This is a genomic window from Candidatus Fonsibacter ubiquis (assembly GCF_002688585.1).
Classification (GTDB): domain Bacteria; phylum Pseudomonadota; class Alphaproteobacteria; order Pelagibacterales; family Pelagibacteraceae; genus Fontibacterium; species Fontibacterium commune.
Genome location: NZ_CP024034.1, coordinates 530,385 through 543,721 on the forward strand (window position 1 = coordinate 530,385; position 13,337 = coordinate 543,721).

Sequence of the window (13,337 nt, forward strand, 5' to 3'; positions counted from 1 at the left end):
TTAATTTTTAATAGATATTATACTTTCTAATTGATTTAAATCATTTACTAATTTCTTTAAAATATCCTTTTCTTTATCCACTACATCTTTTGGAGCTTTATTCACGAAGGATTTATTAGAAAGTTTATTTTTGGCATGAGTGATACTGTTTTTTATTAAATCTATCTTTTCTTTTACTCTAATAATTTGATCATTTAGAGAGATTTCTGTGGTAAATTTTATAAGAATGATATCTCCGTCTAAATAAACTGACAATATGTTCTCATTTTTTTCATCTTTTTTAAAATAATTTTCAATACGAGCGGCTTTTTTAAAAATTAAAAAATTTCTATCTAAAAAATTTTGTTTATCTTTAGGTAAATAATCGAGACAAATGTCTACAAAACTACCAGGGGGAACTTGCAAAATAACTTTCGTAGAACGTATTAAACTAACTAATTTGATCAACCAATTAATCAGTTGAATATTATTATTTTTAATTATTTTTATTTCTTTATTTGAATTAAAATTAATTAAAGGACTTCTATGTATTTCTAAAAACTTTAACTTACTCCAAAGCTCTTCTGTAACAAAAGGAATAAAAGGGTGAAGAATTAAAAGAATTTTTGAAAATATAAATCCGAAAATTTTTTTTGTTTCCTTTATTTGACTGTGATTATTTGAATAAAAAATCGATTTTGAAAATTCTAAATACCAGTCACAAAATACATTCCATACAAAATTATAAATTTCTTTAGAAGCTTCATCAAATCTAAAATTTTTTATATGGTTATCAATATTGTTTTTAGTATAAATAAATTCATTTATAATCCATTGGTTAACTTCTAATTTTATATCTTTGTTATCAATTTGAATATCTTGGTTACATTTATTAAACTCACAGAATTTAGAAACATTCCAAATTTTAGTTAAAAAATTTCTATAACCCTTTACTCTCTCCTCTGAAAGTTTGACATCTCTTCCGGGTGATGCCATGGACATTAAAGTAAATCTTAAAGCATCTGCGCCATATTTTTTTATTAAATCTAAAGGATCAATTACGTTGCCTTTTGACTTAGACATTTTTTGACCATGAATATCTCTAACTAATGCGTGTATATAAACTTTATCAAAAGGAACTTTATTGGTAAAAAATAGTCCCATCATCATCATTCTGGCTACCCAAAAAAATAAAATATCAAATCCAGTTACCAAAACTGATGTTTTATAAAATCTTTTAAGATTGTAAGTTTTTTTTGGCCAACCTAGACTTGCAAATGGCCATAATGCTGATGAGAACCAAGTATCTAAAACGTCCTTGTCTTGATTAATTGGTGAGTTTTTTTTTTTATAATATTTGTCAGCTTGTTTTTGAGCGTCTATTTGATCTTTTGCTGAAAAAACTTTTCCATCATTCCCATACCAGATAGGAATTTGATGACCCCACCAAATCTGTCTAGAAATACACCATGGTCGAATATCTTTTAGCCATAAATTGTAATTTTTTGTCCATGCCTCAGGAAAAAAAATTGTTTTTTTATTTTTTACAGCTTTTAACGCTTCTCTGGACATTTTTTTAACATTCAAAAACCATTGTTCGGTGAGATAGGGCTCGATTATAGAATTTGATCTATCACCGTAAGGAACGTTATGTTTTATTATTTCTTCTTTCTCTAAAGCATTAATTGATTTCAAATCATCTATAATTAATTTTCTTGCTTCAAATCTATCAAGTCCTTGATATTTTTTAGGACAATTTTCATTAAGTCTTCCATCAGCTTCTAAAATATTAATTTTTTCCAAATCATGTCTTAATCCAACTTCATAATCGTTAAAATCATGTGCAGGAGTAATTTTTACCGCTCCAGATCCTTGGTTTGGATCTGCATAATCATCAGCTATTATTTTAATTTGTTTATCTATGATAGGAATTTTTGCTTTTTTGCTAATTAGTTTTTTATATCTTTTATCTTTGGGATTAACTGCAATTGCACTATCAGCAAATATAGTTTCTGGCCTAGTAGTTGCTATTGATATAAAATCATTTTTATCAATAAAATATTTAATATAATAAAGTTTACCCTCTATTTCTTTTTGCACTACTTCTAGATCGGATATTGCAGTTTTTAATACTGGGTCCCAGTTAGATAGTTTAAAATCTTTATAAATAAGTTTTTTTTTATATAATTCTGAAAAAACTTTAGTTACTGCTTCGGACATATTTTTATCCATAGTAAATCTAGTTTGAGACCAATCACATGAAGATCCTAATTTTTTAAGTTGATTTATTATTATGTTTCCAGACTGCTCTTTCCAGTTCCAAACTTCTTTAAGAAATTTCTCTCTGCCTAAAATATTTTTTGTTTGTTTTTTTTCATTAAGTTTTTTTTCAACAACAAGTTCGGTTGCTATTCCGGCGTGATCAGTCCCAGGTTGCCATAAAGTTTCATAACCTCTTAATCTATAAAATCTAACTAATAAATCTTGAATTGAATTATTTAGAGCATGTCCCATATGAAGATTCCCAGTGACATTGGGAGGGGGTATTACGATAGAAAAATATTTTTTTTTATTACTATTCTTTTTGGGTTCAAATAATCTATTACTTTCCCAAAAATTATAAATTTTATCTTCTATTTCTAAATGATTATAGTTGTCCTCTAACATTAAAAATTAAATTCTTCTTTATCGATATAATTAATAATTATCGGTGCACTCGCATTCATAATTTTCAATTTTTCATATCCACTTATTTTTTTATTATAAAGATAAATGCTAGAGGAAAATTTCTCTTTTAATATACAAACTAATTTTCCATCAACATTCAATTTTTCTAATAAATTAAGCGGATCGGCATTGACAGTGCCATTGATGATAATTTTATTAAATTTAACATCTAGATCATCAAGTTTTCTATAATTTGAAAATAAAACATTAATATTTACATAGTTTTTACTTTTAATGTTTTTTATTGTTAGATCGAATATACTTTTGTCTTGTTCAATTGAATAAACAAAATTTACCAAATTAGCTAACACAGAAGTTGTGTAACCTCCTCCAGAACCAATCTCTAAAATAGTATCAGGCAGCTTCGGTTTTATAATATTTAAGAATTTTGCAAAGATAAGTGGTTTTAAAATAAAACTATGTTTAGAAAATTTTATATGATCGTCTATATAAGATAAATTTTTTAAAGCATCGGGTAAAAAATCTTCTTGAGGCACTTTGTAAAATGCAGCAATTAAATTTTCATCTATTATATTATTAGGCTTTAATTGGCTATCAATCATGTTTAATTTGCGAGTAGTATGTTGCATAATATTTGCGAGTCTTGAAAACTAAATATATATACACGATAGCGATTAGAAAATAACACAGAAAAAATATGGCCACGTGGCGGAATGGTTACGCAGAGGACTGCAAATCCTTGTATCCCAGTTCGATTCTGGGCGTGGCCTCCAAATAAATATTGTTTTTAAAAAAAAAAATCGTATTGTGTTTTTTATTCCCCGATAGCTCAGCTGGTAGAGCAGTTGACTGTTAATCAATTGGTCGCAGGTTCGAGTCCTGCTCGGGGAGCCAAAAAAATTTACGCAGTCTTTGATAGTTTCTTATTTGAATTTAAAATATTTAAGAGTTTCTCTTTTTCAACTTCTGTCAATTTTCCAACAAAAGCTTCTAATGAGTTATCATTTTTAGCTTGTGACTCTAAATTTTGAAAATCTTTAAATTCTTCAAAAAAATACTTCACAGGAACTTTCAAAAAATTAGCTAATTGTAATAATCTGCTAGAACTAACTCCATTAGTTCCTTTTTCATATTTTTGTATTTGCTGAAATGTAACATTAATTGCTCTTGCTACTTGTGTTTGTGTAAGACCAAGAGCAGACCTTCTTGCTCTTAACTGTTTACCTAAATGTTGATTTAATTCTAGTGACATTGATCCCTTTATTTAAATAATAAAATCTGATTAAACTTATTTTTAAGAACAAAATCAAGTTATAAAATAAAAAAAAATAATATAATGCCATGTTCTTTAGTTTGGTTAAAAGATGATCTTAGAGTATCAAATAATCAAGCATTATCGGCCCTAATTGAAGATCAAAACACTAAAAAAAATGCAATTTATATATATGAAAATGATTTTTATAATTATTCAGAAGCGCAACGTTGGTGGCTTGCCAAATCTTTAGAAATATTCAAAGAAAAATTAAAAAATTTAAAAATTTCTCTTGACGTAATTCATGAAAAAACGCCAAAAATATTTAAAAAACTAATTGAAGATAAATTTTTTAATCGAGTTTACTGGAATAAATCCTGTCATATAAACGAGAATAAAGTTGAAGAGGACATAAAAAAAATTTTAAATAATAACAATATTTTTTTCAAAGAATTCGACGCTAATTTACTTAACCCTATTCAAAAAATTAAGAAAGATGATGGAACACCGTTTAAAGTATTCACTCATTATTGGAAAAAAGCTGAGCAAATCTATTTAAAGGATAATTACGAAGATAATTATAAACATAATTATAAAATACTTAAAAATTCATATCAAAATTTATCAAAAGACAAAAATATTCTAGCCATATATCCCAAAAAAAATTGGCACAAAAAATTTGAAAAATATTGGGTACCCAGTGAAGAAAATGCGGAAAAAATATTAAACAATTTTATTAAAAATAGTATTGAAAAATATGCAGTTAATAGAGATATACCTTCAGTTAATGGTACATCAAAATTGTCTCCCTACTTAAAATTTGGACAAATTTCAGTACAACATATAATGCGAAAACTACTAGAAATTAAAAATAAGAAAATTGGATACAGAAAATATATTAATGAAATAGGTTGGCGTGAATTTAGTCACTCACTTCTTTATAATTTTCCTGAAATGGAAAAATGTAACCTTAGAAAAGAATTTAACAACTTTAAATGGAATAAAGATGAAAAACTATTTTCAAAATGGAAAAAAGGACTTACAGGCTACCCTATTGTAGATGCAGGTATGCGCGAGCTTTATGAAACTGGATGGATGCACAATAGAGTAAGAATGATAACAGCATCATTTTTAGTAAAGCATTTGAGAATTCATTGGTTGGAGGGCGAAAAATATTTTAGGAACACCTTACTCGATTTTAATACAGCAAATAATGTTTCTGGTTGGCAATGGGTTGCGGGCACTGGTGCGGATGCAGCTCCTTATTTTAGAATCTTTAATCCTATTTTGCAGGGCGAAAAATTTGATAAAAAAGGAGAATACGTAAAAAAATGGTGCCCGGAATTAATAAATATACCAGATGATTATTTACATAAGCCATGGGAGATGCCCGATGCATTACAAAATGAAAAAAATATTATCATTGGAAAGACATATCCATTTCCAATTGTAGATCATCAACAAGCAAGGAATTCAGCTTTAAAAGCTTTTCAAGATCTTAAAAAGTGAAAAAAAAAATTGCAATCATAGGAAGTGGAATATCTGGTTTAACTGCTGCACTAGAATTACAAAAAAAATATGAAGTACACGTCTATGAAAAAAATTCATATCTTGGAGGACATACTCATACTCATGAAATTTTCGAAGGAAAAAAAAAATTTTTAATTGATAGTGGTTTCATTGTTTTTAATAACAAAACTTATCCCAACTTTATTGAAATGATTAAAAAATTAAAAGTAAATGAACAAAATACAAATATGAGTTTTTCAGTAAATTATCCCGACGAAAATTTTGAATGGTCAGGAAAAGATATTAATAGTTTAATTTTTAAAAATAAGAATTTTTTTTCAATTAAATTTTATAAAATAATAATAGGAATTATAAAATTTAATATATTAGCAAAAAAAAACAACCAACTATTCAATGAATTGACCATAGATAAATTTCTTAAGAGATATAATTTTAGTAGTGAATTCATAAAATATTATTTATATCCAATGTGCTCATCAATATGGTCTAATCCAATTAATAAAATAAAACATTATAAAACGCATTTTTTAATAAAATTTTTTATTAATCACGGTCTTGTAAATATTTTTTTTCGGCCTCAGTGGAAGGTAATAAAAAATGGAAGTAATCAATACGTAAAAAGAATTATAAAAAATTTTAAAATTAAATTTTTATTAAATCATAATGTGAATTCAATAAAAATTAATAAAAATAAGATTTTTATAAAAAGTAATCGAAAAACGTTAAATTATGATTTTATAATTTTTTCTAATCATACTGATGAAATTAAAAAAATATTGCCAAAAGGTTTTAAAAAACAAAAAAAAATTTTATCTTTGGTTAACTATCAAAAGAACGAAGCCTGTATTCATACGGATAATAGCCTAATGCCAAAGAATAAATTTAATTGGTCAAGTTGGAATTTCATAAATTCAAATGACAATATTCCAAGACTTACCTATTGGATGAACTATCTGCAAAATTTAAAAAGTAAAAAAGATTATTTTGTATCAATAAATTCTAGTACATTGATAAATCAAAAAAAAATAATAAAAAAAATTAAATATAGTCATCCGGTTTTTAAATATAATAAAGAATTTATTTTTAAAAAATTACAAGAAATACAGGGAGTAAATAATATTTTTTATTGTGGAGCTTGGTGCGGCTATGGTTTTCATGAAGACGGAGTTGTATCAGCGAAAAATGTTGCAAAATATTTAATTTAATGGACAGTACTCTTCATCCAGGTGTAGTTTTTCATCAAAGAATAAATGCAATTAATTATAATTTTAAATATAGAACCCTTTCTGTATTAATTAACTTGGATGAATTAGAGGTTATTAATAAATTACCTTTTTTTTCAGTTAATTCATCAAATCTCTTTAGCTTTCATTTTAAAGATCATGGAAAGAGAATTGAAAGTAGTAATCCAAAAGATTTTATTAAAGAAAAAATTTCTAGTAAATTTAAAGATAATAAGAAATATTCGATTTATTTATACTGCACCCCTAGATTTCTTGGTTATGTATTTAACCCTATATCTGTTTACTTATGTAAAAATTCAAAAAATCAAATTAAATATATTTGTTACGAAGTAAAAAATACTCATCATGAGCAACATTCTTATTTTCTAAAAATAAATAAAAAATATGAGAATAAAATCTACTCAAAACTAAATAAAAAATTTTATGTATCGCCGTTTTTACAAATGCGGTTAAAATATAAATTTGCTTTAGCTAATAATAAAAATAATTTTTCACTTAATGTAGACGTTTACAAAAAGAATCAACTGATTCTAAAAACTGGAATTAATTCCAAATCAAAAGCTTTAACAAATATATCATTAATTTATGAACTTCTAAAAAATTTATTTTTTTCACAAAAAATTATGATTTTAATACATTATCAAGCAATAAAAATTTTTAAAAAACAAAAATTTTTTTTTTCTAAACCTGAAAAGAAACATGATACAATATCTTTTTATGGATAGTTTATTAAAAAAATATTTAAATTTTAAGTTTCAACAAATTAAATGGGGAGAAATTAGAGTAAATTTTAAAAACACTTATGAAAAAGTTTTTAAAGCAAATCAAGGTGATTTGGCATCCAATATTGTAATCAAGGATAATACTTTTTTTAGTGATATATTCTTAAAAGGTGAACTTGGATTTGCTGAATCATACATTAGTAATAAGTGGGAAACATCTAACTTAACCAATCTTTTAAAAATATTACTTAAAAATCAACAAATAAAGAAAAAAAATTGGGCAGATAATTACTTATCTTTATTGATTGAGAAGTTTAAATTTTTTTTAAAATCTAATTCTATAAACCAAGCAAAGAAAAATATTTATTACCATTACGATCTAGGTAATAAATTTTACTCATTTTGGTTAGATAAATCTATGACCTATTCGTCTGGAATTTTTAACAACAAGAATGATGACCTTTTTACATCTCAAATTAATAAGTACGATAATATAATAAAAAATTTAAATATTGAAACTTCTGATATTGTTTTAGAGGTTGGTTCAGGCTGGGGTGGCTTTATAGAAAGAAATTCTCAAACTGTTAAGTCTAACATCGAAGGGCTGACTATAAGTCAACAACAATATAATTACATTGAAAATTTAATTAATCAAAAAGAATTAAGTAATAGTTCCAAAATTTTTCTTAAAGATTATCGAAAACTTAATTTAAGCAATACTTACGACAAAATAGTTTCAATCGAAATGTTTGAAGCGGTGGGAAAAAAGTATTGGGATATATATTTTAAAATATTAAATAATGCTTTAAAAAAAAATGGCAAAGCATGTTTTCAAGTTATAACCATTGATGATAAAGAATATGAAAATTACATAAATCAAGTTGATTTTATTCAAAAATATATTTTCCCAGGTGGTGTCCTGCCATCAAAAAAAATTTTATATAAACTTTTCAAAGATAATAATTTTGATTTATACGAAGAAAAATCGTTTGGTCACGATTATGCAAAAACATTAAAGCTATGGAAAGAAAGCTTTAATAGGTCTTGGGAAAAAATTTCAAAACTAAATTTTGATAACAAATTTAAAAATTTATGGAATTACTACTTAAGTTATTGTGAAACTGGATTTGCAACTGGTCATACTGACGTTAGCCAATTTTTTGTAAAAAAAGTCGCGTAAATTAATTTAAATTCTTTAATTTATACTCCCAATCCCCTTTAAGTGTAAATTTCATATCAACCCATTTAAGGTCTTTTTCAGTATAACCAATATTTATGTCAAGATTATCACCTTTTATATTATAAAAATTTACTAGTTCATTTTTTTCATTAATTTTTTTAGTTTCTTTTTTTAAAAAAGTTATTTGTGTTTTTAAATTTCTGCAACCCTGCCCCAAAACATAATTATTATTTAACAAAGACTCATGATTCCACCAAAGCGCTGGATAAAATTTATCACTTAATTCGTAAACGTATTTTTTATTTTCTGTCATTCCATCAAATGAATACTTTCCATCTGAAATTTTTTTAATATTACAATAATCGTTATCGCTACCATCTTGTGTTTTTGATTTAAATTCTATTAACTCATTACCTTTATAAGTCTCAACCCCATAAGATTTATAAGTATGAACCTTTATTCCAAGGATTTTAACTTCAATTAATATATCTGTAATTACCTCTTTTGTATTATCACCTTTTTTTTTAATATTCACTTTGTGATATCCAACCAGATCATTATTTCTATAAATATCAAATTCAACACGCTGTAAATTTTTATAATGCTGGACATGGGAGCTAGCAATTGTAGGAAATAAGATGAAATTTATAAAAAAAATTAAGTAACGAAACATTAAATCTATCGAAGAATTTGGCTTAAAAAAAGTTTTGTTCTGTCACTTTGCGGTTTTTCAAAAAAATCTTTTGTTTTTTGCATTTCAATAATTTTTCCTTCGTCCATGAAAATTACTCTATCAGCAACCGTTTTTGCAAAACCCATCTCATGAGACACTACAACCATTGTCATACCAGCTTTTGCAAGATCAATCATAATTTCAAGAACTTCTTTTATCATTTCAGCGTCTAGTGCTGAAGTTGGCTCATCAAACAACATAATTTTTGGCTCCATGCATAAAGCTCTAGCTATTGCTGCTCTTTGTTGTTGTCCACCTGATAACTGTCCTGGATATTTTTTTGCTTGTTCTGAAATTTTAACTTTTGTTAAATATTCCATTGCAATTTCATCTGCTCTTTTTTTAGGTATTTTTTTTACCCATGCAGGAGCTAAGGCGCAATTATCTAAAATAGTTAAATGAGGAAATAAATTAAATTGTTGAAAAACCATACCTACTTCTCCTCTTATTTTTTCAACATTTTTTAAAGTTTTGTCTAACTCATTGCCTTGAACAATAATATTTCCATCTTGATGTTGCTCAAGGCCATTGATACATCTTATTAATGTAGATTTTCCTGATCCAGAAGGTCCGCAAATAATTATTTTTTCACTTTTATTTACGTGAAGATTTATGTCTTTAAGAACGTGAAATTTACCATACCACTTATTTACATTTTTAAATTCAATTACTTTTTCACTCATTAGTGTTTTTCCGTACTATATTTTTTTTCTAAACTTTGAGTGTATCTACTTAATAAATAAGAGAAAACCCAGAAAATAATTCCAACAAACACATAACCCTCCACTGCAAAACCTAACCAATAAGAATTCGACTTAGCTAAATTTACCATTCCTAATAGTTCCAGCAGGCCTACTAAAATAATTAAAGGAGTATCCTTAAATAAAGCAATAAATGTATTGGTAATTCCTGGAATTACAGTTTTTATTGCTTGTGGTAGAATAATTAAAAAATTCATCTTCCAATAACCCATGCCTAATGATTTTGCAGCTTCATATTGACCTTTAGGTAATGATTGCAATCCACCTCTAACAACTTCAGCAATATAAGCAGATTCAAAAATACTTATTCCAATAGCTACTCTTAATAACTTATCTACATTAGCATTTGCAGGGATAAATAAAGGAAACATAATTGCTGCAGCAAAAATTACAGTAATTAAGGGAATTCCTCTCCAAAATTCAATAAAAGCAATACAAAAATATCTAAAAACCGGAAGCTCAGATCTTCTTCCTAAAGCAAGTAATACTCCAAGAGGAAATGCAAAAATTATACCAAAAAAAGTAAGCATAAACGTTAAAGCTAGTCCGCCCCACACTCTTGTCTCTACTTGATCAAGTCCAAAACCTCCCCTTATTAAAATAAAACCTATAAACGGAAAAATAAATATTATAAAAAATAAAATATAAATTTTAAATTTATCTTTAACAAAGAAAGCAAGAGCAACACTAAAAATTAAAATTAAAAAAGTTAGATTAACCCTCCACAAATCTTTTTCGGGATAAAAACCATAAATAAGTTTATCAAACCAAACTTTAATAAAAACCCAGCAAGCTCCACCAGACTTACAGTCAGATTTAGTATTACCTATGAAAGTTGCTTTAAAAAAAGCCCAATCAAGAAAAGTAGGAATAGTTGAAAAAAGAACATATAAAATAAAAATGGTTATTAGTGAATAGTACCAATTTGAAAATAAATTTTTTTTAAGCCAAATTTTTATATTTTCCATTTTTTTTATCTTTCAACTAAAGCTATTTTTTTATTATACCAATTTAAAATAATAGAAATTATCAAACTGATAGTCAGATAAGTCATCATGACTATAAAAATTATTTCAATTGCTTTGCCTGTTTGAGATAAAGCTGTGCCTGCAAAAACACCTGTAAGGTCCGGATACCCAATAGCAGCAGCTAATGAAGAATTTTTTGTTAAATTTAAATACTGATTAGTGGTTGGCGGAATAATAACTCTCAGAGCTTGTGGTATAACAATTAATTTTAAAGTTTGTGAATTATTAAAACCTAGAGATTTTGATGCCTCCTTTTGACCTTTACTAATGGCTAAAATTCCAGCTCTAACATTTTCTGCTATGAATGCGGATGTATATAATGACAAGGAAAATAATAGAGCTAAAAATTCAGGAACTAGTTTAACTCCACCTAAATAATTGAATATTCCAAAATTTTTAACTAATTTAGGATACTCAATTGTTATTTTTACGTCTCCTAATAAGGCAAATATTATTGGAAAAATAATAACTAAAAGTAAAAAAATTTTAAATACCGGTATTACTTTAGCGCTTTCATAGAAAACTTTTGTAGCATAGTATCTTAAAAAAAAAGTGACAGCTAAGGCTAAAATAAAACCGTAAAATATAAAAACGAAGTTACTAAAAATAAATTTTGGGATATAAAAACCTTGAAGATTTATTATTAAAAAATTTAAAATAATTACGCTTTTTTCAGTACTTGGCAGAGATCTAATAACAACGAAATACCAAAAAAAAATCTGCAGAATAAGCGGTAAATTTCTAAATAACTCAACGTAAATTAAAGACAATTTATTTAGCATCCAATTTGTTGATAATCTGGATATGCCAACAATAAAGCCTAAAATTGTTGCAAAAATTATTCCAAAAAATGCCACCAATAATGTGTTTAATAACCCAACTAGATAAGATTTTGCATAGCTAGAAGATCCATCGTAATTAATCAAACTAAACTGAATATCAAAACCTGCATTATTACTTAAAAAATCAAATCCAAAATTTAAATTTCTTGAGTCTAGATTTATTTCAGTATTTTTGGAAAAAAAATAAACAATATAAATAATTAATAAAATTAAAAAAACTTGAGGTAATAGGTTTAGTGGCTGTAAATTTTTTTTTAAAGTTGTTTTAAACTGGGACGTTAAAAACATGCTGATGATTTTTAAAGGGCCGAATAAATCGGCCCTTTAATTAAATAATTTTAAAAAATTATCTTACAGGAGGAGCGTATAAGATTCCACCTTTTCTCCAAGAAGCGTTCAGGCCTCTAGCTAAACCCACAGGTGTTTTTGGTCCAACATTGGCTTCATAACTTTCACCATAATTTCCAACTTGTTTGATGATATTATAACTCCAAGTATTTCCTAAACTAAGATTTTTTCCAGTTTCACCTTCAAGACCTAACAATCGTTTAATTGCTGGATCCTCTGTCGTTTTTAGAGAGTCGATATTAGCCTGAGTAATTCCGTACTCCTCTGCCTCTATCATTACGTTTAAAGTCCATCTTACAATGTTTGCCCAATTTTCATCATTTCCACGAACAACTGGTCCTAGTGGTTCTTTAGAAATAGTTTCTGGCAAAATTATGTGATCAGCAGGATTTTTAGTTTTTGTTCTATTTGCTGCTAAACCAGATTTATCAGTTGTATAAACATCGCAACGACCCGCATCATATGCTGCTACCGCTTCATCAGCTTTTGTAAAAGCAACTGGTTCGTACTTTAATTTATTTGCCTTAAAATAATCTCTAAGGTTCAGTTCTGTAGTAGTGCCAGTTTCAACACAAACTTTTACGTTATTTAATTTTTTTGCTGAGTTAATGTTTGCAGCTTTTCTAATCATGAAACCTTGTCCATCATAAAAATTAGTTGCAGGAAACTCTAAAGCAAGTCCACCATCTCTTGATAATGTCCAAGTTGTATTTCTAGCTAGAACATCGATATCACCAGCTTTTAAAACTTCAAATCTGTCTTTTGCACTTAAAGGTGTATATTTAACTTTAGTTGCATCTCCAAGAACAGCGGCTGCGATAGCTCTACAAACGTCAACGTCTATACCAGTCCATTTTCCTGATGCATCAGCATTAGAAAATCCTGGCACACCTTGTGATACACCGCAATTTAGAGAACCACGTTTTACAACGTTTTCTCTAGTTTGATTTGCATTAGCGCTAAAAGTTGCAAATATAAAAGTTGCAACAAAAGCTAAAATAGCAAATGAATTAATTGTAATTTTTTTCAT

The 13,337-nt window shown here is 26.8% G+C and carries 12 protein-coding genes and 2 tRNA genes; 6 read left to right on the top strand and 8 right to left on the bottom strand.

The window, feature by feature from the left end; all coding sequences use genetic code 11:
• Both CR143_RS03020 and CR143_RS03025 read right to left on the bottom strand, forming a co-directional pair.
• Positions 1–2,646 (bottom strand): valine--tRNA ligase, encoded by a 2,646-nt coding sequence (locus CR143_RS03020; RefSeq protein ID WP_099340363.1) that lies wholly within the window; start codon positions 2,644–2,646, stop codon positions 1–3.
• Entirely contained in the window at positions 2,646–3,269 is a 624-nt protein-coding gene (locus CR143_RS03025; protein ID WP_157780308.1) for a protein-L-isoaspartate O-methyltransferase family protein, read from the bottom strand. The genes CR143_RS03020 and CR143_RS03025 overlap by 1 nt, the downstream gene beginning before the upstream one ends.
• Positions 3,270–3,366: 97 nt before the next feature.
• Here CR143_RS03025 and CR143_RS03030 point away from each other — a divergent pair.
• Both CR143_RS03030 and CR143_RS03035 read left to right on the top strand, forming a co-directional pair.
• Positions 3,367–3,440, top strand: a tRNA-Cys gene (locus tag CR143_RS03030).
• Positions 3,441–3,485: 45 nt separating this feature from the next.
• Positions 3,486–3,561: transfer RNA gene (locus CR143_RS03035), tRNA-Asn, on the top strand.
• Between the two features lie 7 nt (positions 3,562–3,568).
• On the opposite strand, the gene CR143_RS03040 is transcribed toward CR143_RS03035, so the two are convergent.
• Positions 3,569–3,919: a helix-turn-helix domain-containing protein gene (locus tag CR143_RS03040; RefSeq protein WP_099340365.1), complete on the bottom strand. Its 351-nt coding sequence runs from the start codon at positions 3,917–3,919 to the stop codon at positions 3,569–3,571.
• A gap of 84 nt (positions 3,920–4,003) precedes the next feature.
• On the opposite strand from CR143_RS03040, the gene CR143_RS03045 reads away from it, so the two are divergent.
• From CR143_RS03045 to CR143_RS03060, 4 genes are read left to right on the top strand one after another with little or no spacing between them, the layout of a single operon-like run.
• Entirely contained in the window at positions 4,004–5,428 is a 1,425-nt protein-coding gene (locus tag CR143_RS03045) for a cryptochrome/photolyase family protein (RefSeq protein ID WP_169696842.1), read from the top strand.
• Entirely contained in the window at positions 5,425–6,654 is a 1,230-nt protein-coding gene (locus tag CR143_RS03050; protein ID WP_099340367.1) for an NAD(P)/FAD-dependent oxidoreductase, read from the top strand. The genes CR143_RS03045 and CR143_RS03050 overlap by 4 nt, the downstream gene beginning before the upstream one ends.
• Entirely contained in the window at positions 6,654–7,418 is a 765-nt protein-coding gene (locus CR143_RS03055; RefSeq protein WP_099340368.1) for a DUF1365 domain-containing protein, read from the top strand. Before CR143_RS03050 ends, CR143_RS03055 begins: the two co-directional genes overlap by 1 nt.
• Positions 7,411–8,595, top strand: coding sequence for an SAM-dependent methyltransferase (locus tag CR143_RS03060; protein WP_099341001.1), 1,185 nt, complete (start codon positions 7,411–7,413; stop codon positions 8,593–8,595). The genes CR143_RS03055 and CR143_RS03060 overlap by 8 nt, the downstream gene beginning before the upstream one ends.
• A gap of 1 nt (position 8,596) precedes the next feature.
• On the opposite strand, the gene CR143_RS03065 is transcribed toward CR143_RS03060, so the two are convergent.
• The 5 genes from CR143_RS03065 to CR143_RS03085 are packed head-to-tail and all read right to left on the bottom strand — an operon-like array spanning position 8,597 to position 13,337.
• Entirely contained in the window at positions 8,597–9,268 is a 672-nt protein-coding gene (locus tag CR143_RS03065; RefSeq protein WP_099340369.1) for a DUF6134 family protein, read from the bottom strand.
• A 5-nt stretch (positions 9,269–9,273) separates the two neighbouring features.
• Positions 9,274–10,011: an amino acid ABC transporter ATP-binding protein gene (locus CR143_RS03070; protein ID WP_099340370.1), complete on the bottom strand. Its 738-nt coding sequence runs from the start codon at positions 10,009–10,011 to the stop codon at positions 9,274–9,276.
• On the bottom strand, positions 10,011–11,057 hold the full coding sequence (locus CR143_RS03075) for an amino acid ABC transporter permease (protein ID WP_099340371.1): 1,047 nt from the start codon (positions 11,055–11,057) through the stop codon (positions 10,011–10,013). The genes CR143_RS03070 and CR143_RS03075 overlap by 1 nt, the downstream gene beginning before the upstream one ends.
• 5 nt (positions 11,058–11,062) lie before the next feature.
• Entirely contained in the window at positions 11,063–12,247 is a 1,185-nt protein-coding gene (locus CR143_RS03080; protein WP_099340372.1) for an amino acid ABC transporter permease, read from the bottom strand.
• A 58-nt stretch (positions 12,248–12,305) separates the two neighbouring features.
• Positions 12,306–13,337 carry an amino acid ABC transporter substrate-binding protein gene (locus tag CR143_RS03085; protein WP_099340373.1) on the bottom strand — a complete coding sequence of 344 codons (1,032 nt, stop codon included), beginning with the start codon at positions 13,335–13,337 and terminating at the stop codon, positions 12,306–12,308.

Bases quoted from the DNA above. Each gene is read 5' to 3' on its own strand.
- CR143_RS03040 (WP_099340365.1), bottom strand. From the start codon at position 3,919: ATGTCACTAGAATTAAATCAACATTTAGGTAAACAGTTAAGAGCAAGA.
- CR143_RS03065 (WP_099340369.1), bottom strand. From the start codon at position 9,268: ATGTTTCGTTACTTAATTTTTTTTATAAATTTCATCTTATTTCCTACA.
- CR143_RS03055 (WP_099340368.1), top strand. From the start codon at position 6,654: ATGGACAGTACTCTTCATCCAGGTGTAGTTTTTCATCAAAGAATAAAT.
- CR143_RS03025 (WP_157780308.1), bottom strand. From the start codon at position 3,269: ATGATTGATAGCCAATTAAAGCCTAATAATATAATAGATGAAAATTTA.
- CR143_RS03085 (WP_099340373.1), bottom strand. From the start codon at position 13,337: ATGAAAAAAATTACAATTAATTCATTTGCTATTTTAGCTTTTGTTGCA.
- CR143_RS03075 (WP_099340371.1), bottom strand. From the start codon at position 11,057: ATGGAAAATATAAAAATTTGGCTTAAAAAAAATTTATTTTCAAATTGG.
- CR143_RS03020 (WP_099340363.1), bottom strand. From the start codon at position 2,646: ATGTTAGAGGACAACTATAATCATTTAGAAATAGAAGATAAAATTTAT.
- CR143_RS03070 (WP_099340370.1), bottom strand. From the start codon at position 10,011: ATGAGTGAAAAAGTAATTGAATTTAAAAATGTAAATAAGTGGTATGGT.
- CR143_RS03045 (WP_169696842.1), top strand. From the start codon at position 4,004: ATGCCATGTTCTTTAGTTTGGTTAAAAGATGATCTTAGAGTATCAAAT.
- CR143_RS03080 (WP_099340372.1), bottom strand. From the start codon at position 12,247: ATGTTTTTAACGTCCCAGTTTAAAACAACTTTAAAAAAAAATTTACAG.
- CR143_RS03060 (WP_099341001.1), top strand. From the start codon at position 7,411: ATGGATAGTTTATTAAAAAAATATTTAAATTTTAAGTTTCAACAAATT.